The sequence below is a fragment of the Nostoc sp. MS1 genome, from assembly GCF_019976755.1.
GTDB lineage: Bacteria > Cyanobacteriota > Cyanobacteriia > Cyanobacteriales > Nostocaceae > Trichormus.
Genome location: NZ_AP023441.1, coordinates 4,649,966 through 4,670,516, shown reverse-complemented (window position 1 = coordinate 4,670,516; position 20,551 = coordinate 4,649,966). Strand labels below are relative to the sequence as shown.

The following is a 20,551-nucleotide window of genomic DNA, read 5'->3' as shown; positions in this document are numbered from 1 at the left end:
GGACGCAGAGGTTTTAATAGATAATTCGCTATCTAGCAGAATGTTTTATTGTTTGGTAAAGGCTTTTAGATTTATTTTTCTAAGAAATTACAGGACTTTTTATCTCTGACTTTTGGACACTTTTATACAACTAGCAAAGTCAATATTATAAGAATGATTTGGCTAGACTAAAGTACATGAAAAACTGGGTGCAATCAATTAAAATGGGCAAGATTTTAGCCCCAATATTTAGCGTAGGTGCGATCGCCTATAGTATCACTGCTACAGCACAGCCAGCACCAGGGCCGCAATTTTCGCCCAATATCAACCTTCAAGTGCAGCGCACCAGTGGAAGCTGTCCGCAAACAGTTGGACTATGGTGGATAGGTTTACCCTATGAAGGTGGTGCAGAACATACAGTAGTGGCAAATACTACAGCCTTTGCAGATAAAGCACAGCTAGTTGCATCAACTGATCAGCGTTTTGTAGAATTTGTTGCGCCTTTACGCAGTAATTATGCTTCTTGTGTTGGTCAAGCACGCTCACCGCAATATAGATTCTACAATGTAGAGTTTAAGAATAAAAAAGCGTATTTCCGTGTAGATTTACGGAATATGACTGAACCCGGAAGGCAAATTACTTATAAAACTGTAGCTACTTCTCGACCTTATGTTAGGTGGGCGATCGCTAACTAAAAATTGATATTATTACCATATCAATTGAGGCTAATTGCCTGTGATACGGTTACTTTGTTAGTAATAGGTAATATAGCAGAAAATTCTAGACCTATTAACCTCGTGTTTCTTTAGAATTTTCTTCAATGTACTTCAGTATCTCACTCATCTTTTTGTGTTAAAAAACTTACCCTGATGTTCTTTTACCACAAAATACACTATTTTGGAGATGTCCATTTCTCTCCCTGAGTCCTAAATTTTGAAAAACTCAGCACCCAGAACTCATTACTCAACACTGATACATGCGGAACCCGGGACTTGAACCCGGAAGCCTTGCGGCACTAGAACCTGAATCTAGCGCGTCTGCCAATTCCGCCAGTTCCGCTTGCGGTTTGCATATCGACAATTTCTAATTGTTACTTAATTCTTTGATTTTGTCAACTTTAATAAAAAAGGCTAATAAGGGTGCAAAGCACTTTGTCACATCTATTTGTTGTCCTTGACTACCTTTTTTATCCTTTGCATCTCGATACCATTCTCGTCATCTCTACCGGACTGTGTTTTCTTGTTCACTTAGCAGTTGTGCTAAAAACACTGCTACTTTTGTTAGACCTGTTGATTGCATCATTCCTATCCCAAAACTCCACATTGCCAAAACTTTCGCTTGTAGTTGACCGTACTAATTTTAGATTTTAAATTTTGGATTTTGGATTATTTTTGGTTCAAGCCCAGCCCCTGGTGGAGCCACTCTCGTGGGCGGGTTTCCCGACTTGAGAGAAGTGGCGTGGCGGAACAAATCGCGCAATCGTCAATCCAAAATTTCCAAGCTGCATCCCCTTGTGGGTGCAGTAAATCCAAAATCGTCAATCCAAAATCTAAAATTGTTTGACTTAGGTGAGGTAGTTTTTGGCTAGCGATCGCAATCCAACTGTTAAATCCCAAATCTTTGCTCATGACATGCTTTTTGCCATGATCGTTTATCTTAACATCTGCTTACTTCAAAAAACCTGCCCTTTAAAGCCATCATCTCCCCACTCTCCCCCTTGTTCTTTCATGTGTCATTCGTTATACCCTTAGAAAGAACAAACAAAATCACGTTATGGACAATAACCATAGCTATACTGCTTTGAATTATTTCAGTAAAGCCGCGCAAGCGGGGGAATTTCTAGTTACCGCCGAGGTAGCACCACCGAAAGGGGGAAATCCTACTCACATGATTGAAATGGCGGCGACTCTTAAGGGGAGAGTTCATGCTGTCAATATTACCGATGGTAGCCGTGCGGTGTTACGGATGTCTTCATTGGTAGCATCGGCGATTTTGCTGCAACAGGGTATTGAACCAATTTGTCAGATTGCTTGCCGCGATCGCAACCGTATTGCATTACAAGCCGACCTCATGGGCGCTCATGCCTTGGGTATTCGTAATATTTTAGCTTTGACTGGCGACCCAGTAAAAGCAGGCGACCATCCCGAAGCTAAAGCCGTCTTTGATTTGGAAGCCGTGCGACTATTACAACTGATTCGCAAAATGAATCAAGGTGTTGATTGCAACGATAAACCTTTGACCGATGGCGCTACCGATTTATTTGTCGGTGCGGCGGTAGATCCGCAATGTGGGAGTTGGTCAGGTTTACAAAGCCGATTTGAACGCAAAATAGAAGCCGGAGCGCAATTTTTTCAAAGTCAATTAATCACTGATTTTGAAAAACTAGAAAAGTTCATGGATAAGATAGCTTCTGCCTATAATAAGCCGATTTTGGCAGGAATTTTCTTATTAAAATCGGCAAAAAATGCCCAATTTATTAATAGGTGCGTTCCGGGTGTCAATATACCCGAACACATTATTAATAGATTAGCAAAAGCCAAAGACCCATTAGAAGAAGGTGTCAAAATTGCCGCCGAACAAGTACAGACAGCGCGTCAATTGTGTCATGGTGTCCACATGATGGCTGTCAAGCGGGAAGATTTGATTCCCCAAATTTTAGACTTGGCTGGTGTTGCGCCTGTTAATCAGGTGTTGGTCAGGTAAGCCAGTAACAGACTAGCTAGGTAGAGGCGTAAAATTTTGCGTCTCTACCATTTAGGGAGATAGTAAAATGGAAACAGCTAAGTTAAAAATCCCCATTTGTTGATGTAATAATACCAAAAATCGATATTAGCTGAATAAATATATGTTCATTCTAAGGAGTAAGCCAAATGGCAGATTTTAATAACCAAAATCCAGAATTAGCTGATGAAGAAATTTTAGAAGAAGAAGAAAATGATGAAGAGCAAGAGGAAAAAATTACTTTCCAGTATGATCCTGAAAAAATTAATATTGTAACCAGGGAACCTACAATAGAGTTATTGCTAAAAAGAATCAATGAAGAAGCCCTTGATTTAGCACCTGATTTCCAACGTCATGCGAATGTATGGAAAGAAGATGCTCAAAGTAGACTAATAGAATCTATTATTATCCGCATCCCCATACCAGCATTTTATATAGATGCTACGAATGAAGATAAATGGTTAGTAGTCGATGGATTACAGCGTCTGTTTGCACTCAAGCGCTTTATTCTCGACAAGAAACTCAAACTATCTGGATTAGAGTATCTTACCAATCTGGAAGATAAAACTTTCGATCAAATTGAGCGCAGATACCAACGCCGTCTTGAAGAAACTCAACTGACGGTATATTTGATCGAAAAAGGGACACCTCCAGAAATTAAATATAATATTTTTAAACGAATTAATACAGGAGGTCTTGCTTTATCTCCTCAAGAATTACGTCATGCACTTAATCCTGGTAAAGGAACAAAATTTTTAACTCGCCTGGCGGCAGATTCAAAATTTCAGCAGGTAGTTAAGCTTGGAAATGACCGAAAAATGCGTATGGATGATCGGGAGTTTATACTAGGTTTCCTAGCCTTTACTTTGACTCCTTATAAAAATTATGCTGGCAATAGAGATACTTTTTTAAGGAAAGCACTATCTAAAACAAATAAACTCTCTGAAGCAGAGTTAAATAAAATTGAAGATAATTTTAGAAGAACAATGGTAGCTGCTTGGAACATATTTGGTAAAAATGCCTTTCGTAAAATATCTAATTCCCAAAAGAAGCAGTTTCCTATAAATAAAGCTCTATTTGAATCTTGGTCAGTAATTTTGAGTAACTTGAGTGACGAAGAAATTCAAGTTTTGATAGACAAAAAGGAAGAATTAATCAATATATTTAAAGAATATGTAAGTAATGATAAATTATTTCTAGAATCCATATCTCAGGCAGCAGAAAGAGTACAGTATAGATTTAGTACTATAGAGACAATTATTCAGAAGGTACTTTTATGATTGATTCCCTGACGATCACAAATTTTAAACCTTTTCAAAATCAATCTCTTATATTCAGACCACTCACCCTTTTATCTGGACTTAACAGCACAGGCAAATCTTCTGTTTTACAAGCATTATTATTATTAAGGCAGTCTTATCAAAAAGGCTCGTTATTAGAAAAAGGTTTGGTACTTAATGGTGATTTAATTAATATTGGTACAGCTAAAGATGCTATTTTTGAGGGTGCATCTAAACAAGATGAGTTAGTATTTGAAATTTATTGGAAAAATGGCACGAAAAGTATATGGAAATTTAAAAATGAAGAAGAAGATATAGGAGCAAATTTTTTACATCTTACTTCAGAGTTTGTAGATGATAAAGTATATGAATTGTCCAGTCTTTTTAATCAAAATTTTCATTATATTGAGGCAGAGCGTATAGGGCCAAGAGCATTTAATCAAATGTCATATGACAAAGTTCAATTACTCGGAACACTGGGCGCTAGATGTGAATATACATTAAATTTTCTTGCAGTTAATGAGAAGAAACCTATTGCTAATCAAAAATTAAGTCACCCGGAGGTAAAAAGTTCACAGCCACAAGACGACGATCCAGAAGAAAAATCACTAGCTTTAATAGATCAAGTGGAAGCGTGGATGGGAGAAATTAGCCCAGGTACACGCATCAGGATAAAATCAAACCCAGATATGGATTTGATAAATTTGCAATGCGCGTATGGAGATAGTAACCCTTACCGTGCGACTAATGTTGGTTTTGGTATTACTTATACTTTGCCAATCATTGTGGCAGTACTCGCTTCTGAACCTGATACACTAATTCTAGTTGAAAACCCAGAGGCTCATCTTCATCCCAGAGGACAAGCTAAAATGGGCGAATTGTTAGCAATTGCTGCTAGTTGCGGTGTTCAAGTGGTGATAGAAACTCATAGTGATCATGTTTTAAATGGGATTCGTCTTGCTGTTCATGATGGTAAGCTTAAACCAGAAGACGTGCAATTACATTACCTTCAACGTGAAGAAAAACAGGGACAGGTATACACAAAAGTAGTTTCACCACGTATTGATCGAGACGGTAGAATTGACCGATGGCCTGATGGATTTTTTGATGAATGGGAAAAAAGTCTAGATGCTTTGTTAGAACCTGCTGCCGGAGATTAGTGTGTGGAGCTTGATTTAATATTAAATGAACTATCCCTACGACATCTAGCACCAAATGAGCGAATAGCACAACAATGGATGTCTGAATTAATTAATACTATTAAAGCTTTTACGGCACAGGGTGTTAAGGTTAACCTTCGCTCTAAAGATAAGTTTCATACAATCATGCTTGCACCTAATTACCCTGTAGCTCGTTGGTTTAAGGATGCTGATCAAAGAGAAGGAGGTTTTATAAAAGCTCTTGCAACAAAAGCTCCCTTATCGATAGATATAGACAATTCTGATATTAAAGATGTTGAAAATAATACTGGCTTATGCGAATTTTATTATCAGGGAGAACTAGCAATTGGACTTGGTATTGCTCATTTGCTTGATACCATAGCAATAAGTTTTAACTCAGAACAATGCTGGAATTGTAGCAATATAGAAATTGATACAATACAACTTAATGAAAATGAGGAAATAGTTCATGAAATTTTAGAGATTCTACACTCTAGCTACAGCCATCATGCTAATGAACATAAAGAATGGATACAAAAGCGTATTCGTGACATCGTTCTTGATGGCGAAGATATGTGGGATCGGAAAAAAGAATTATTTCCCAACTTAGAATTTTGTGAGGTTCTGGGGAAGCAGTTAAAGAATATTCGCACTAGACAGTTAGAGCTTCAGCCTATCTTAAAAACATTGCGTGAGCTTCAACAATGTACAGAGAACTGGAAAACTGGATCATTTAGTTTAAAAGATTATGCTCTTGATGAGTCTGGAGAAAGTGAAGCAACTCTTAATAAATATAAAAATGAAAGAATATTTCTTTGTCCAGATGGTGAACAACGTTTATTTGAGAGACATATTAAATTAAAATTTTGTAACTGGCGAATTCACTTCTTTCCAAAAGAACCAGGAAAAGTAATTATTGGCTATATTGGTCGTCATCTTCCTACTGTGAAATATAAAACTTAGTACAAAGAATTTACTCGCCCCTCTTCACTTTCATTGCTAAACTAAAAAACAACCCATTACCCTGCAAAGGTAGTCTTATGACCTCTGCAACCAACCCCGCAACCGACCTCATCCCATTCCCCGACCATACGCAGCTACCAGAGTCGGATGGTACATTTGTGAAAAACTTTCAGGAACATCCCCAAAGCGTTTTACTCACGGACTCTATCAAACCAGTATTGCAACAACGCCATCCCGATGGACAATACTGCATAGGTCAGGATAGCGGTATCTACTGGCGTTTAACTGACCCCCCAGAAAAAGGCGCAGAAGCACCAGACTGGTTTTATGTACCAAATGTACCGCCCTTGCTTGATGGGCAAACTCGCAGGTCTTATGTGTTGTGGCGAGAGTTTATTTCCCCATTAATTGCTTTAGAATTTGTCTCTGGTGATGGTAGTGAAGAAAGAGACAAAACCCCTTTGAAGGGTAAATTTTGGATTTATGAACAAGTAATTCATCCGGCTTTTTATGGCATTTATGAAGTCAACAAAGCCAGTGTAGAAGTTTATCACCTCATTGATGGACAGTATCAATTATTGGCAGCAAATGAACGCGGACACTATCCTATACATCCTTTAGGTGTTGAGTTAGGTATATGGCAGGGACAATACCAGAATATGGATTTACCGTGGTTACGCTGGTGGGATTTGCAGGGTAATTTGTTGCTGACAGGAGAAGAAAGAGCAGAACAGGAGCATCAGCGGGCTGAACAGGAGCGTCAAAGAAACGATCGCCTGATTGCACAATTGCGATCGCTCGGCGTTGAACCAGAAGCTTAGGTTTTGATTTATGGAGCCAAATCTTGAAATCCGCCGTTTATTTGAGGTAATGCCTGCTTCTGGGAGAATGACGATTAAAATTGTCAGCAAACCAGAACAAGCTCAGATAATTGAGACTGTTTTTCCTTTACCCTGGAATCAGGAACAGTTAATATATATCAACTTTGATTTATGGGGGCGGTTGACAAAACCCCAACGAGATTTATTGATACTGCAAAAAGTGGCTTGGTTAACAGGAGTCAAGTGGTTTAAACCAGATATCTATCAGGGTGTGGTGTTAGCTGGGCTTTTGGGTGGACTGGTAGAGTCAGCCCAGTCTGATGTGGTGGGTGTGGCGATCGCAGGCGGACTAAGTACACTTGCTCTATTGCGGATTTGGCGTAGCAACAAATCTCAAGATGCTGAACTCAACGCTGATACAGTCGCCCTTAAAGTCGCTCAACGCCGTGGTTATTCTGAAGCTGAAGCAGCAGGGCATTTATTATCGGCGACTGAGGCTGTAGCTAAAATAGAGGGGCGTTCCAGCTTGGATTTTATCGCGTTGATTCGTTGCCAAAATTTACGAGCGATCGCTGGCTTGTCATCGGTGGGTGTACCAGAGGGGTTTAAGTAATACGGCTAACCTTACTTAACACTTTCACTAAATTACTGGTTATTACACTGGTTTGTCATCTAGAATAGAAACCGATCGCTGAAAATTTTTCTCCAGCGTCGCCTATAAAAAATATGTTACGAGTTAGAGACTAGCAATTAGTGTTCTTTGTTTAGCATTGGCTAACGCCCCGCTACACTAACTAGACTCTGATCTGCAATCAGGGAAACTACTACGCAATAGACGAAATGTTTGTTATTTGGTGTTCACTCACCATGTAAACATTCATATCAAAACTACACAAATTCAATCAAGTCATGAGAATTATCTAAAGGCTATTACTTATATTTTTATTAGATAAGCTAATATAAGTGTTTATCCACATTTGTAGTATTTATACAAATGGAGTTTATTTAGTAATTCTTGCGGGAGGGTAAGGAGAATTGAGGAATGCAAACTCAACAGCCAATCCCTGTTGACAGCAGTTCAGACAGCAAAGAAGTGTCACTAGAAGAGCCATCAACATCAACAGACGAACTCCCAACGATAGAATTTCCCTCACGCGGGAAACTCAAGGCAAGTTCTTGGCGTATCCATCAAAAAATCGGGTACGGATATTTTGTGGCAATTGGGATTGGCTTTTTTGGCTCTCTAACTGGCTTGGTAATTGCTAACTACTACCGAGGTAGAGAAGTCAGGATATTTAATCAAGCTCAAGAACAAAGACAGTTATTAAACGATTACAAAGATGCTGTTGTCGGGGCGCAACTGCATAGTTCTAACATTGTGGCTTTTTTAGACGATCCGCAACGTCTACCAATTAAAAAAGCAGAGTTCATCAAGAATGTAGATAGAGCTAAGGCATTAGAGCCAAAAATCTTTAAATTTATTGATAGCAGACCAAAGGACTTAGCTGCAACTAGTTCCAATTTACAGGCGTTATTACAGGACTACAGATTTTATTTGGAATCTTACGTCAAGCAAATAGATGATATTTTAATAGATATTCAGCAGCCTGTACCACCCCAACAAGCAGCCCAAGTCCGGGGAAGATTACTAGAGATAATGCGTGGTGACACAGCCACACGCTTAGATGAGCTATCGAGAAAGTTATCCAACATCTTACAAACTGCTGAGTTAAGAGAAAGTATCCGGCAAAAGGATGTTGAGGAAGCTAAAAGCGTTGAAAGATTAATCGTGATGGCGAGTATGTTGGTATCAGTGGCGATCGCTGCCATTGTCGCATGGCGCACCAGTCGTGCGATCGCTGAACCAGTAATTACTGTCACCCAAGTAGCCGAACAAGTAGCCCGCAAACATAACTTTGACTTACGCGCCCCCGTTACCACAGAAGACGAAATTGGTTTATTAGCAAAGTCCCTCAATCGTTTGATTGAGCGTGTATCTGAACGTACCAAAGAATTAGAACAAGCCAAAGAACTAGCCGAAGCCGCCAGCAAGGCAAAAAGTATCTTTCTCGCCAATGTCAGTCATGAACTACGTACACCCTTAAACGCGGTGATTGGCTTAAGCCAACTTCTCAAAGACGATGCAGCCGATATCAATTTATCAGAAGACTTCATAGGAGATTTAGAAACCATCAACTCTGCTGGTAGACATCTACTGGAATTAATTAACGATATCCTCGACTTGTCGAAGATTGAAGCGGGTAAAATGACGCTTTATCCAGAGACATTTGAGATTGCCACACTTATTCATAATGTTGTCTTAACAGTCAAACCTGCCATAGAAAAAAATGGCAACATTTTAGAAATATACTGTGATAAGAACCTGGGTAAAATGTACGCAGATCAGACCAGGATGCGGCAAGTATTGTTAAACTTGTTAAGTAATGCTGCTAAGTTTACCACAAACGGTAGAATAATACTGACTGTCAAAATAGATAAACAAGACCCCTCAGCAGCTTCCCTTGGCGTAATTACATTCACAGTCAAGGACACAGGTATTGGGATGTCCCTATCTCAACAACAACAGTTATTCCAACCCTTTACTCAAGGCGACACCTCAACTACAAAAAAATATGGCGGTACGGGTTTAGGTTTAGCAATTAGCCGTCATTTCTGTAACATGATGGGAGGCGAAATTCTCGTCAACAGTCAACTAGGAGTTGGCTCTACTTTCACTGTTTATTTACCACTCCAGGAGCATGGTTAAAGGTGGGGAGTGGGGGAGATGAGGGAGATGAGGGAGTGTTGAGTGCAGAGTGCTGAGTCAGATGTTATTCTGCCTTCTACCTCCTGCCTCCTAACTAATGACTATGGACTATTGACTAATGACTAATGTGACTACTGACTTTCTCAGCCATCTTAACCCCAGCCAACGCCAAGCCGTCGAACATTATTGCGGCCCATTGTTAGTTGTTGCTGGCGCTGGTTCTGGTAAAACACGAGCGCTGACTTACCGCATTGCTAATTTAATTCTCAAGCATCGCGTCGCGCCGGACAATATCCTGGCGGTGACTTTTACCAATAAAGCTGCGCGGGAAATGAAAGAACGTATTCAACGTTTATTTGCTGAACAGTTGGCGCTGTCAGAACATGGGACGCGGTTAGATTTGTTGCCAGAATATGACCAAACTAAACTGCGATCGCGCGTTTACAAAGATATCATCAAAGACTTATGGTGTGGTACTTTCCACAGTCTATTCTCTCGGATTCTCCGCTTTGATATTGAAAAATATCAAGATGAAAAAGGACGACAATGGAATCGCAACTTTTCTATTTTTGATGAATCTGATGTGCAGGGTATTATTAAAGAAATCGTTACAAAGCAATTAAATTTAGACGATAAGAAATTTGAACCCCGTTCTGTACGCTATGCCATTAGTAATGCCAAAAACCAAGGTCTTTCACCCCAAGAGTTTGAAAAAGACCAACCTAATTATCGGGGTAGAGTAATTGCGGATGTTTATAATCGTTATCAAGATAAACTGGCAGAAAATAATGCCCTAGATTTTGATGATTTAATTTTAATTCCTACTCGCTTATTTCAACAAAATGAGCAAGTTTTAGGTTATTGGCATCGCAAGTTCTGCCATATCCTTGTGGATGAATATCAAGATACTAACCGTACTCAATACGATTTAATTCGTCTGTTAGTAACAAACGGTGAAGATAGAAAGAGTGAATGGAATTGGCAAAATCGTTCAGCATTTGTTGTGGGTGATGCTGACCAATCTATTTATAGTTTTAGAATGGCAGATTTTACCATCTTGTTGGAATTTCAAAATGATTTCGGTGATGGTTTGCCAGATGAAGATACGCGGACGATGGTGAAGTTAGAAGAAAACTATCGTTCTTGTGAAAACATTCTCCAAGCGGCGAACGAACTAATTGAAAATAATACCCAGAGAATAGATAAAATCCTCAAAGCAACGCGGGGGGCTGGGGAAGAAATTTATTGTCACAAGGCAGATGATGAATTAGAAGAAGCTGATTTTGTTATTAGGCAAATTCGTACATTAGAACATCAAAACCCTGAATTGAACTGGGGTAGTTTTGCAATTCTTTATCGTACTAACGCCCAGTCTCGCCCCTTTGAAGAATTGTTAGTCAGAAATCAAATTCCCTATACAGTTGTGGGTGGGATGAAGTTTTATGACCGTAAAGAAATCAAAGATGTCATAGCTTATTTAAGAGCGATCGCTAATCCATCTGATACAGTTAGTCTATTACGAGTCATAAATACACCAAGGCGTGGTATTGGTAAAGCCACCATCGATAATTTAATCAACGCTTCTCAACAATTAGGCACAACTCTCTGGGAAATATTGAGTGATGAAACCTCAGTTAATACCTTAGCTGGACGTTCGGCTAAATCTGTGAATGGTTTTGCCCAAATGATTGGACGTTGGCAAGAACAAATCGCCACAACCCCAGTTACAGAGATAGTTATGGGGATTTTAGAAGATTCTAGCTATGTGCAGGATTTACAAAGCCAGGGAACAGACGAAGCCGAAGACAGAATCCAAAACGTGCAGGAACTTTACAACGCCGTATTGCAATTTCAAGAAGAAAACGAAGATGTTTCTTTAACAGCCTTCTTGCAAAGTACAGCCCTCAGTTCCGATTTAGATAACCTCAAGGAAGGACAAACAGCCGTTTCTCTCATGACTCTGCACGCTTCTAAAGGTTTGGAGTTTCCTGTAGTCTTCCTAGTAGGTTTAGAACAGGGACTATTCCCCAACTACCGTTCTATGAATGATCCCGCAGCTTTGGAAGAAGAACGCCGCCTGTGTTATGTGGGCATTACCCGCGCCCAAGAACGCTTATATCTATCCTTTGCCCGTGAACGCCGCTTGTATGGTTCCAGAGAACCCGCATTGCGATCGCAATTTCTCGACGAACTACCCGCAGAATTATTAACAACGCAACACAAAGTCCGCCAAGCTTATACTAAATCAGCCTCAACAAGCAATGGTAAACAAACATCTGCTAACGATTGGCAAGTAGGCGATAGAGTTTTACACAAAACCTTCGGTATTGGAGAAATAACACACGTTTTTGGTGCAGGTAATAAACTATCTGTGGCGATTAAGTTCGCTAGTTTGGGGCAGAAGATTATCGATCCTAGAGTTGCACAACTGCAAAAAGTAGATTGATTTAACAGTTATCAGTTATCAGTTAAATCATTTGCTGAGTCCTGAGTCATGAGTGCTGAGTAAAAGTATTTAACCTCCTGTCAACTGTCAACTGTCAACTGTCAACTGAATTAGCCTTGATTTTATACAAATATCTGTGATACTCTGCCTTCATCCTTAAACTACAGTTTCTTGATTGATTAACCGTATTTTATGGATACACAGCGTGCATCAAATGGAAATCACCGCTTATGCCAAAAGATTGGTATGAATGGCACGACCTCTACAAGACTGAGCCAAGGTTGCAGCAGCGTCTAGAAATCGTGCAGGAATTTATTACCCATAGCTTAAATGCGTCACCAGATGGCACTATTCGCGTAGTAAGTGTTTGTGCTGGAGATGGACGAGATTTACTAGGAACCTTAAAAAATCATCCCCGCGCCAAGGATGTTTATGCCAGACTGGTAGAACTAAACCCCCAACTAGTAGAACGTGGACGAGCAACTATAGAATCCTTGGGTTTAGCCAAACAAATAGAGTTCGTTAATGGTGATGCAACGATCGCATCTAACTATGTTGGTGCAGTTCCAGCAGATATTGTGATTGTTTGCGGTGTTTTTGGCAACCTAACAGATGAAGCACAACTCAGCCGCTTGCTAGATAACTTGAGATTTTTGAGTAAACAAGGTGCTTTTGTTATTTGGACTCGCGGACATTCTCAGGGTATAGCTCATTCTGACACTGTACGCAGAATTTTAAGTGCATCTGAATTTGCAGAAGTAAATTTTAAACTCACAGCTACAGGAGATATGGGAGTAGGTATTCATCGATATCAAGGTGAAAACTTACCTCAACCCAAAGAGCAACAATTATTTGTGTTTTCTGGCGTTCCGAATAGAGCGAGGTAAAAATGTCTATTCATACACTATCAAGTTGGGAAGAATTATTAGAAACTGCGAGAAATCATACTCCTGCACGTAGAGTAAAAAGACCAGGACAAGCTCCTTCTACTGCACCAATACCCAGCAGTTTACACAAACTCCCAGCAAACACAGAACCATCAGTTTTGCTTTACCGCGATACTAATTCTTGGTGTCCCTTTTGTGAGCGAGTTTGGTTTGCTCTAGAAGAAAAAGAAATTCCCTTTGCCACAGAGTTTATTGATTTAAGTAATAAACCCAAATGGTACACAGACTTAGTTCCCACAACTCTTGTCCCGGCTGCCAGAATTGAGGGGAACTTAATATATGAATCCAAAGATATTCTTTTAGCTTTAGAAGCAAGTTTTCCTCAACCTGCATTATTACCAGAAAATCCAGAAGAAAATGCCGTTGCTAGAAAGTTAGTAGATGAAGCAGAGACTAACGGTTTTAGAGATATTGCCTATAAATTCTTGCGAGAAGCACCCATCGACGCTGATGAGTTGGCAAAATTACAAGCAGCATTTGAAGCCAAGTTAGATGAACTTGAGCAAGCTTTAGCTAAGTACCCTGGCCCCTTCTTCGTCAGTACATTTAGCTTAGTAGACATTATGTATAGCCCTCATTTAGATAGGTTGGCAGCTAACTTACCTGTATATCGAGGCTATCACCTCAAAGGAAATCCCCGCTTTCCTCGGATTAATGCTTGGTTTGAGACACTGAATCAACGCCCTGCTTATCACAGAGTCAAATCTGATAATATTACTAACAATTTACTATTGCGTCGTCGCTGGGGTGTAGAACCGATTGGTAATCCCTTACCTCTAGATGCAGCCGATAGCGAAAATATTCAATACCGAGCCGAAGCAGCCGAGAGACTCAGCGATAACCGAGAAGTTGCGATCGCAGATATTATCAAAAATTCTGGAGTCCAAGCATTAGCAGCAGACGGTGACTTTACCACAGTTAAAGAGTCCGTTGATTTTCACCTCCGACAACTGGCTGATTACCTGATTCATGGCAATGGCGAAAATTTACCGGGTGGTCGCACTGGTGGTAAAAATAGCAATATTGATCCTATCTTCGCTGCTGTGGGGGCGATTACTTTTGCCTATCTCAGAAATCGCATCTGTGCGCCTCGTGATATGAGTGCTGGTGCAGCCACAGCATTCCGCGCGGCGATAGATAGGCTGTTGACATCGGTGTATTAGGAGCAATTGACAATTGACAGTGGTTCGACTACGCTCACCAACCTTGACAGTTGTTTTTTCTTCTCTGCTCCCCTACTCCCTACTCCCTACTCCCTACTCCCCACTCTCAAGCACTGTTTGCCGGAGTTCTGGGAAGACTTTAGACACTTTGTTTAACAAGTAGTCGCCGTATGTGCCTTGAAATTCGTGGACACTGGCTTTATCCCAGCGATCGCTTTTATCATCATTGACTACTACATTCTTTAGTTCAATGGGTTTGACTTCAACATGGAAATTGGGATCAAAGAAGAAGGGGAAGGAAAGGCGATCGCTTGTTGAGAGGTTTTTAACGCGATGGGGTGTTGAGCGATAAAGTCCTTGAGTCATGCGATCGAGCATATCGCCGATGTTGCAGACAAAGGAATTAGGAATAGGGGGTGCATCTATCCAACCAGATTTTGATTTGACTTGTAATCCGCCAATATTATCTTGTTTGAGAATAGTCAAAACTCCATAATCTGTATGTTCACCAACACCCCATTCAGAACCAGATAACGATGAATTAGGAGGGTAATTAAAAATACGAAATAATATCAAAGGGTCTTTTGTATAACGGTTGGCAAAATAGAATTCTTCTAATCCTAAACTCAGAGCAATACCTGCCATGAGGATGTGTCCGAGTTGAGTCATTGCATCCAAATATGCCAGCACTATTTCTCTAAATTGATGAATATTCGATGGAAAAAGATTGCGACCGTGCATTGGTGTACCAGCTTTTACTAATGGGTGTTCTTCTGCTAGTTCAGCACCGAAGTAAATACCTTCTTTTAAGTCTGGTTTACCTGATGTTAACTCGTTCCCTACAGGGAAATATCCTCGCCAAGCTCTACCACCATGAGCCATACGTATTTTCAATTTAGTTGCCAAATCCTGTTGAAAAAATTGTTGACTGAGATGTTCTAATTGCTGTTGTAATTGTTCATTAACTCCATGTCCAATAATATAGAAAAAGCCGTAATCTTGACATGCTTGTCTAATTTTGTCTGCAACTAGCTCACAACCTTTTAGTGTTTTATCATCAGGATTTTTAGTTTGAAAAACCAGATCACTAATATCAATTATGGGAACTTGTGAAAACTTTTTGTCCACGATTTGTAAGGCTGCCATGCTGAGATTCTCCTAATTAGCAGTGGACTAATAACTAAACCATAAAAAAATTATATCGATAATGCAAGGTATAAGGAGGAAAGAGAATTGGTAACAGCATATAAAGAAGATGAATTACAACTAACTACTGATGTATTAGTAATTGGTGGTGGCCCTGCCGCAGCTTGGGCAGCTTGGGCGGCCGCCGCACAAGGAGTTAAAGTCATCATTGCTGATAAAGGTTTTTTAGGTACAAGCGGTGCTGCGGCTGCCAGTGGTAATGGCATCATGGCTCCTTCTCCAGAGAATTGGGATAAGGTTTTATGGGAGCGTTATCGTGCAGGCAAAAACCTCGCTAGTTTACGTTGGATTGAGCGGGTTATTGAGAAAACCTGGTTGAGTTTGCCTTTAGTGGAAAGTTGGGGCTATCGTTTCCCTAAAGAAAATGGCGAATCTGTGCGTCAGAGTTATTATGGCCCCGAATATATGCGGGTAATGCGTAAAAACCTTTTGCGTGTAGGTGTGCAGATTCTCGATCAAAGTCCGGCGTTAGAGCTTTTATTAGCGGATGATGGTTCTGTAGCTGGAGCTAGAGGTATACAGAGGCAACATCATCGCGCCTATACTGTGCGTGCATCTGCGGTAGTTATGGCGAATGGTGGTTGTGCCTTCTTGAGTAAAGCCTTGGGTTGCAATACCAATACAGGCGATGGCATGTTGATGGCTGTAGAGGCTGGCGGCGAACTCTCTAGTATGGAAGCGTCTAATCACTATGCCATCTCCACCGCTTTCAATGCGACGGTGACAAGAGGCGTTCCCTTTGGCTGGGCTAGTTATAGCGATGAAGCAGGCAATGATTTAGGTGGTTATATCAATGGTCGTCGTGACCCCGCATTCCTGCCTAATTCCTTGATGAAAGGCTCCGTTTATGCTCGTCTGGATAAAGCCACGCCGCAAGTCAAGGCAGTGATTGAAAAGTCTCACTTCATAGCCTTTTTACCCTATAAAAAAGCAGGCATTGACCCCTATACAGAACGAGTACCTGTCACCCTGGTTTTGGAAGGTACAGTCCGGGGTACTGGTGGGATTCGGATTATCGATGAAACTTGTGCTACTAAAGTTCCTGGTTTGTATGCTGCTGGTGATGCAGCATCGCGGGAATTTTTAGCCGGGTTAGCCTCTGGGGGTGGCGGCCCCAATGCCGCCTGGGCAATCTCCACAGGGCAATGGGCAGGAGAAGGGGCAGCAGCCTTTGCCAAGAGTTTAGGCGCTCATGCCAATGAACGGGTTGCCCATCCTACTGGTCAGGTGGGATTACGTTCTTCCTCCTCAGAAACCTACGATAATGAGGCGATCGCGCGTGGTGTACAAGCGCAGATGTTCCCATTGGAGAAGAATTACTTGCGTTCTGAACAAGGGCTTTTGGATTCCCTCGCCAAATTAGAAACCCTGTGGCAGCAAGTGAAAGGGAAGCCAAAACAAGATACTGTGCGTGATGTGGAATTTTCTCGTCGATCTGCGGCGCTGACGGCTGTAGCACGATGGGCATACTTTAGCGCCTTACATCGCAAAGAAAGCCGTAGCGAACATATCCGTGTGGACTATCCTGAAACCGACCCGAATCAGCGTTATTACCAAGCCACAGGCGGTTTAGATAAGTTGTGGGTAAGACGCGATTGGATTACGGAATCCATTGCTACACCACCAGTCTTAAGCACCCAAACCGCACCCTCTGTATCCAAGTCCTAGCCGGAGCATATCATGATTGAGCTTGTCAGCCATAAACTCTGTATCAACTGCAATCTATGCGTCCAAGTCTGTCCTACTAACGTCTTTGATGCAGTTCCCGATCAACCACCTGCGATCGCTCGTAAGGAAGACTGTCAAACTTGTTTTATGTGTGAAGCATATTGCCCTGCGGATGCGCTCTATGTTGCACCTGAGTCTCATACCGAAATTCAAGTCAATGAGGATGAGTTAATTGCTAGCGGCATTATGGGCGAATATCGCCGCATCTTGGGTTGGGGATATGGCAGAAAAAACAACAGTGAACAGGATACTGCTCACAAATTGCGTCAACTACCCCGTCCTTATCAGAGTTAACTTGCTGCCTAGAAAAACTTGCCTTTTTAGACTTTAAATATTCAATTTTAACTACCGCGTGCTTTAAATTGGAGTGGAGAAAACCCACTCCTTTTTCTTTTTATAAATAATTAATTAGGCTTATATTTTTATTTCACTCAACTTGAATCATTAAAATAAATATATAGTAATAATTGATTATATTATTAATAATTTGTGTTTGTCAACACTTTATTTATATATGCAAACAGTTAAAATATGACATTGCATATACAAAGAGATGGAGTCGAATAAAATTTTATTTTACATTTTCACACTCAATAAAATTTACACTTTTCCATAGGATTAATATTTGATTTCTGAAATAGTCTCAGTACAATTTTTGTTCCCTGTTCCCTTCCGTCTGTCACGAGTAACTTCACGAATCAAAGCAGATTCCTATATTAGAGTTGTTTTTCAATGACGAGTTTTGAATAAATCCCTAAAACATCAATTTTTCAACTATCACTAATACAATACCTCAAGATATACCAAAGCATATCTCCAATCTTGGGTATAGAATTATTAGCATAATGCTATCTATGAATTGGTGTTTTAGGAAGTTATTTACTAACTTCTGATAAGTAGATATAACCAAATGAGGGCTGACTATAAGCTAACCCAAAATCTGCAAAATGATGGGTAGCAATCAAATTCCAGTCATCTCACCAATAGCTATGTCTATCTACCTAAATCTTACGCAGATTTCTAAGTAAGATACCAAATCTAAAAACTAGGAAGAAAAGCGCATTTTATGAGTCAACAATTTCAACCACAACGCCGAAGATTTTTACAGGGTTTAGTAACATATTCAGCTTTGGGATTGTCTGGTTTTACTGCTCCGGTTCTGGGAGATATATTACAAGCTCAAGCTCAACAGCAAGCAAGACGTTCTGGAGTTAATACCAAGGTAGTACGAGTTGGTTATCAAACTTCTGGGGATTTAGTGAAAATTAAAGGAGTTTTGGAACCAAGACTAAAAGAAATTGGTGTAAATGTAGAGTGGGCCCCATTCCCGGCTGGGCCACAACTACTAGAAGCAATGAACGTAGGTAGGGTTGATATTGGTTCAGTGGGTGAGACTCCCCCAATATTTGCTCAAGCAGCTGGCGCACCATTAGTATATATTGCAGGACGCAAACCTAGTAAGGGTGAAGGTAGTGCGATCGTAGTCAGAAAAGATTCTCCTATCAAGAAAGTTGCAGATTTGAAAGGACAGAAAATAGTCTTTCAAAAAGGTTCAGCTTCACATTATTTACTTCTGGCTGCCTTAAAAGAAGCAGGATTAAAATTTAGTGATATTCAGCCCATTAGTTTAACTCCAGCAGAAGCTCGTGACGCATTTCTACAAGGGAAAATTGATGCTTGGGTAACTTGGGACCCATTCTATGCTTTTGTACAAAAAAATGCTGGCGCTCGTACTTTAAGAAATGCGGCTAGAATTGCAACTCAAGGTGGATTTTATTTAGCTCGGCGTGAATTTGCTGTCCAAAATCCTGAAGTAGTGAAAGTAATATTAGATGAGATAGACAAACTAGGACAATGGGCAGAAAGTAACCCCAAAGAAGTGGTAAAACTGCTAGCACCTGAACTCAAACTCGAACCATCACTTTTAGAAACTGTTGTCCGCCGACGCACCTTTGGCTTAAGAAGGCTAACTCCCTCTCTAATTGCTGAACAACAGAGAATCGCAGATTTATTTTACGCAAATAAAATAATACCTAAACAAATTGATATAAGACAGGCATTGTTGACTTCTCAACAATATGCAGCAATTACGCCTCAGCGTATTAGCAGCCGATAAATGGACAATTAACAGTTGACAATTGACAATTACCCCCCCTAGAGGAAATAAGAGGATTGGGAAGAGGAACTATTTTATTCTTTCTCTTTGAAAAGAAAGTTTCTAAACCTTGAATGAAACAATTGTCAATTCTAAATTATCAATTATCAATAGCCATGAAGATACCATTTTTTTCTCAACGCCGCACATTTTTCAAACGCATCATTCAATATTCAACAGTAGGATTATTTGCTCTATCAACTCCCTTAGTAGGTGGTTTAGTACAAAGCACTCAAGCTCAATCAAAACCTGGATTTACTTCTAAAGTAATTAACTTGGCTTATCAAACTTCTGGAGATATCGTTAAAGTCAGAAAAGTTGTAGAACCACGTTTTCAAGCTTTGGGAGTGAAAGTGAATTGGGTAGGGCCTTTCCCAGCCGGGCCACAACTAATAGAAGCAATGAATGCAGGAAAAGTTGATATTGGTAATGTGGGAGAGACACCACCAATATTTTCTCAAGCCGCAGGTATTACAGAAGTTATATACATTGCAGGACGTACACCCAGCAGAGGAGAAAACCAAGGTATCGTAGTTAGAGCTAATTCTCCTATTAAAAAAGTAGCTGACCTTAAAGGTAAGAAAATTGCCTTTCAAAGGGGTTCAAATGCACATTATCTACTGGCAAAAGCTCTACAAGAAGTAGGATTAAAAATTAGTGATGTGCAAGTTGTGGGATTAACTCCATCGGAAGCCCGCGATGCTTTTATCCAAAATAAAGTGGAAGTTTGGGTGGCTAGTGATCCATTTTTGGCTTTGGTAGAAAAAATTATTCCTATCCGTAACTTAAGGAATGCGGCAAGAATTAACACTTTGGGCGGATTTTATCTGGGTAGACGTGCATTTGTGAATCAAAATCCCGAATTAGTGCGAGTGTTTTTAGAAGAAGCCGACAAGGTGGGCGAATGGGCGGAAAAAAATCCTACTGAAGTTGCTAAAGCTTTTGCTCCTGAATTGAAATTAGAAGTAACAGTTTTAGAAAAAGTGGCGCGGCGACGCACATTTAGATTAAGAAGATTATCACCTTCTATAATTACTGAACAACAAAAAGTAGCTGATTTCTATTTTCAAGAAAAAATCATTCCTCGCAAGATAAACATCAGGGATGCACTTCTTTCGACTCAAATATATGAGGCAATTACACCCAAGCGTCTAAAATAAAACTTCAACAACAAAGAACCCTGTTTTACTAAAAATCCAGGGTTCTTTATTGACC

General features: G+C 40.3%; 17 protein-coding genes and 1 tRNA gene. 15 read left to right on the top strand and 3 right to left on the bottom strand.

The window, feature by feature from the left end; translation table 11 throughout:
• The first annotated feature begins 176 nt into the window (after positions 1-176).
• Positions 177-674 carry a hypothetical protein gene (locus tag NSMS1_RS20250; protein WP_224086554.1) on the top strand — a complete coding sequence of 166 codons (498 nt, stop codon included), beginning with the start codon at positions 177-179 and terminating at the stop codon, positions 672-674.
• A gap of 282 nt (positions 675-956) precedes the next feature.
• Here NSMS1_RS20250 and NSMS1_RS20245 read toward each other — a convergent pair.
• Positions 957-1,038 (bottom strand) — tRNA-Leu (locus NSMS1_RS20245).
• Positions 1,039-1,364: 326 nt separating this feature from the next.
• The gene (locus NSMS1_RS20240; protein ID WP_224086553.1) at positions 1,365-1,607 is read right to left on the bottom strand and encodes a hypothetical protein; all 243 of its coding nucleotides are present in this window, start codon (positions 1,605-1,607) and stop codon (positions 1,365-1,367) included.
• A 145-nt stretch (positions 1,608-1,752) separates the two neighbouring features.
• Here NSMS1_RS20240 and NSMS1_RS20235 point away from each other — a divergent pair, with 145 nt between their 5' ends.
• From NSMS1_RS20235 to NSMS1_RS20190, 10 genes are all read left to right on the top strand, one after another.
• Positions 1,753-2,682, top strand: a complete 930-nt coding sequence (locus NSMS1_RS20235) for a methylenetetrahydrofolate reductase (RefSeq protein WP_224086552.1) — start codon at positions 1,753-1,755, stop codon at positions 2,680-2,682.
• Between the two features lie 167 nt (positions 2,683-2,849).
• On the top strand, positions 2,850-3,980 hold the full coding sequence (locus NSMS1_RS20230; RefSeq protein WP_224086551.1) for a DUF262 domain-containing protein: 1,131 nt from the start codon (positions 2,850-2,852) through the stop codon (positions 3,978-3,980).
• On the top strand, positions 3,977-5,140 hold the full coding sequence (locus NSMS1_RS20225) for a DUF3696 domain-containing protein (protein WP_224086550.1): 1,164 nt from the start codon (positions 3,977-3,979) through the stop codon (positions 5,138-5,140). The genes NSMS1_RS20230 and NSMS1_RS20225 overlap by 4 nt, the downstream gene beginning before the upstream one ends.
• Before the next feature lie 3 nt (positions 5,141-5,143).
• Complete coding sequence (locus NSMS1_RS20220; protein WP_224086549.1) at positions 5,144-6,103, top strand: hypothetical protein; 960 nt, start codon at positions 5,144-5,146, stop codon at positions 6,101-6,103.
• 77 nt (positions 6,104-6,180) lie between these two features.
• A complete protein-coding gene (locus NSMS1_RS20215) occupies positions 6,181-6,924 on the top strand; it encodes a Uma2 family endonuclease (protein ID WP_224086548.1) in 744 nt (247 codons plus the stop codon).
• Positions 6,925-6,934: 10 nt separating this feature from the next.
• Positions 6,935-7,537, top strand: coding sequence for a DUF3318 domain-containing protein (locus tag NSMS1_RS20210; RefSeq protein WP_224086547.1), 603 nt, complete (start codon positions 6,935-6,937; stop codon positions 7,535-7,537).
• 429 nt (positions 7,538-7,966) lie between these two features.
• Positions 7,967-9,691, top strand: coding sequence for an ATP-binding protein (locus NSMS1_RS20205; protein ID WP_224086546.1), 1,725 nt, complete (start codon positions 7,967-7,969; stop codon positions 9,689-9,691).
• 118 nt (positions 9,692-9,809) lie between these two features.
• Positions 9,810-12,137 (top strand): DNA helicase PcrA, encoded by a 2,328-nt coding sequence (gene pcrA, locus NSMS1_RS20200; protein ID WP_224086545.1) that lies wholly within the window; start codon positions 9,810-9,812, stop codon positions 12,135-12,137.
• A gap of 230 nt (positions 12,138-12,367) precedes the next feature.
• The gene (locus NSMS1_RS20195; RefSeq protein ID WP_224086544.1) at positions 12,368-13,024 is read left to right on the top strand and encodes a class I SAM-dependent methyltransferase family protein; all 657 of its coding nucleotides are present in this window, start codon (positions 12,368-12,370) and stop codon (positions 13,022-13,024) included.
• 2 nt (positions 13,025-13,026) lie between these two features.
• The gene (locus NSMS1_RS20190) at positions 13,027-14,247 is read left to right on the top strand and encodes a glutathione S-transferase family protein (RefSeq protein ID WP_224086543.1); all 1,221 of its coding nucleotides are present in this window, start codon (positions 13,027-13,029) and stop codon (positions 14,245-14,247) included.
• Positions 14,248-14,340: 93 nt separating this feature from the next.
• On the opposite strand, the gene NSMS1_RS20185 is transcribed toward NSMS1_RS20190, so the two are convergent.
• Positions 14,341-15,393, bottom strand: a complete 1,053-nt coding sequence (locus NSMS1_RS20185) for an isopenicillin N synthase family dioxygenase (RefSeq protein ID WP_224086542.1) — start codon at positions 15,391-15,393, stop codon at positions 14,341-14,343.
• An 87-nt stretch (positions 15,394-15,480) separates the two neighbouring features.
• Here NSMS1_RS20185 and NSMS1_RS20180 point away from each other — a divergent pair, with 87 nt between their 5' ends.
• From NSMS1_RS20180 to NSMS1_RS20165, 4 genes are all read left to right on the top strand, one after another.
• A complete protein-coding gene (locus NSMS1_RS20180; protein ID WP_224086541.1) occupies positions 15,481-17,121 on the top strand; it encodes an FAD-binding protein in 1,641 nt (546 codons plus the stop codon).
• Between the two features lie 12 nt (positions 17,122-17,133).
• Positions 17,134-17,475 carry a 4Fe-4S binding protein gene (locus tag NSMS1_RS20175; RefSeq protein WP_067774188.1) on the top strand — a complete coding sequence of 114 codons (342 nt, stop codon included), beginning with the start codon at positions 17,134-17,136 and terminating at the stop codon, positions 17,473-17,475.
• A gap of 772 nt (positions 17,476-18,247) precedes the next feature.
• On the top strand, positions 18,248-19,297 hold the full coding sequence (locus tag NSMS1_RS20170; protein ID WP_224086540.1) for a sulfonate ABC transporter substrate-binding protein: 1,050 nt from the start codon (positions 18,248-18,250) through the stop codon (positions 19,295-19,297).
• 155 nt (positions 19,298-19,452) lie between these two features.
• Positions 19,453-20,496, top strand: coding sequence for an aliphatic sulfonate ABC transporter substrate-binding protein (locus tag NSMS1_RS20165; protein ID WP_224086539.1), 1,044 nt, complete (start codon positions 19,453-19,455; stop codon positions 20,494-20,496).
• Positions 20,497-20,551 lie beyond the last annotated feature (55 nt).

Bases quoted from the DNA above. Each gene is read 5' to 3' on its own strand.
- NSMS1_RS20250 (WP_224086554.1), top strand. From the start codon at position 177: ATGAAAAACTGGGTGCAATCAATTAAAATGGGCAAGATTTTAGCCCCA.
- NSMS1_RS20240 (WP_224086553.1), bottom strand. From the start codon at position 1,607: ATGAGCAAAGATTTGGGATTTAACAGTTGGATTGCGATCGCTAGCCAA.
- NSMS1_RS20235 (WP_224086552.1), top strand. From the start codon at position 1,753: ATGGACAATAACCATAGCTATACTGCTTTGAATTATTTCAGTAAAGCC.
- NSMS1_RS20230 (WP_224086551.1), top strand. From the start codon at position 2,850: ATGGCAGATTTTAATAACCAAAATCCAGAATTAGCTGATGAAGAAATT.
- NSMS1_RS20225 (WP_224086550.1), top strand. From the start codon at position 3,977: ATGATTGATTCCCTGACGATCACAAATTTTAAACCTTTTCAAAATCAA.
- NSMS1_RS20215 (WP_224086548.1), top strand. From the start codon at position 6,181: ATGACCTCTGCAACCAACCCCGCAACCGACCTCATCCCATTCCCCGAC.
- NSMS1_RS20210 (WP_224086547.1), top strand. From the start codon at position 6,935: ATGGAGCCAAATCTTGAAATCCGCCGTTTATTTGAGGTAATGCCTGCT.
- NSMS1_RS20205 (WP_224086546.1), top strand. From the start codon at position 7,967: ATGCAAACTCAACAGCCAATCCCTGTTGACAGCAGTTCAGACAGCAAA.
- pcrA (WP_224086545.1), top strand. From the start codon at position 9,810: ATGACTAATGTGACTACTGACTTTCTCAGCCATCTTAACCCCAGCCAA.
- NSMS1_RS20195 (WP_224086544.1), top strand. From the start codon at position 12,368: ATGCCAAAAGATTGGTATGAATGGCACGACCTCTACAAGACTGAGCCA.
- NSMS1_RS20190 (WP_224086543.1), top strand. From the start codon at position 13,027: ATGTCTATTCATACACTATCAAGTTGGGAAGAATTATTAGAAACTGCG.
- NSMS1_RS20185 (WP_224086542.1), bottom strand. From the start codon at position 15,393: ATGGCAGCCTTACAAATCGTGGACAAAAAGTTTTCACAAGTTCCCATA.
- NSMS1_RS20175 (WP_067774188.1), top strand. From the start codon at position 17,134: ATGATTGAGCTTGTCAGCCATAAACTCTGTATCAACTGCAATCTATGC.
- NSMS1_RS20170 (WP_224086540.1), top strand. From the start codon at position 18,248: ATGAGTCAACAATTTCAACCACAACGCCGAAGATTTTTACAGGGTTTA.
- NSMS1_RS20165 (WP_224086539.1), top strand. From the start codon at position 19,453: ATGAAGATACCATTTTTTTCTCAACGCCGCACATTTTTCAAACGCATC.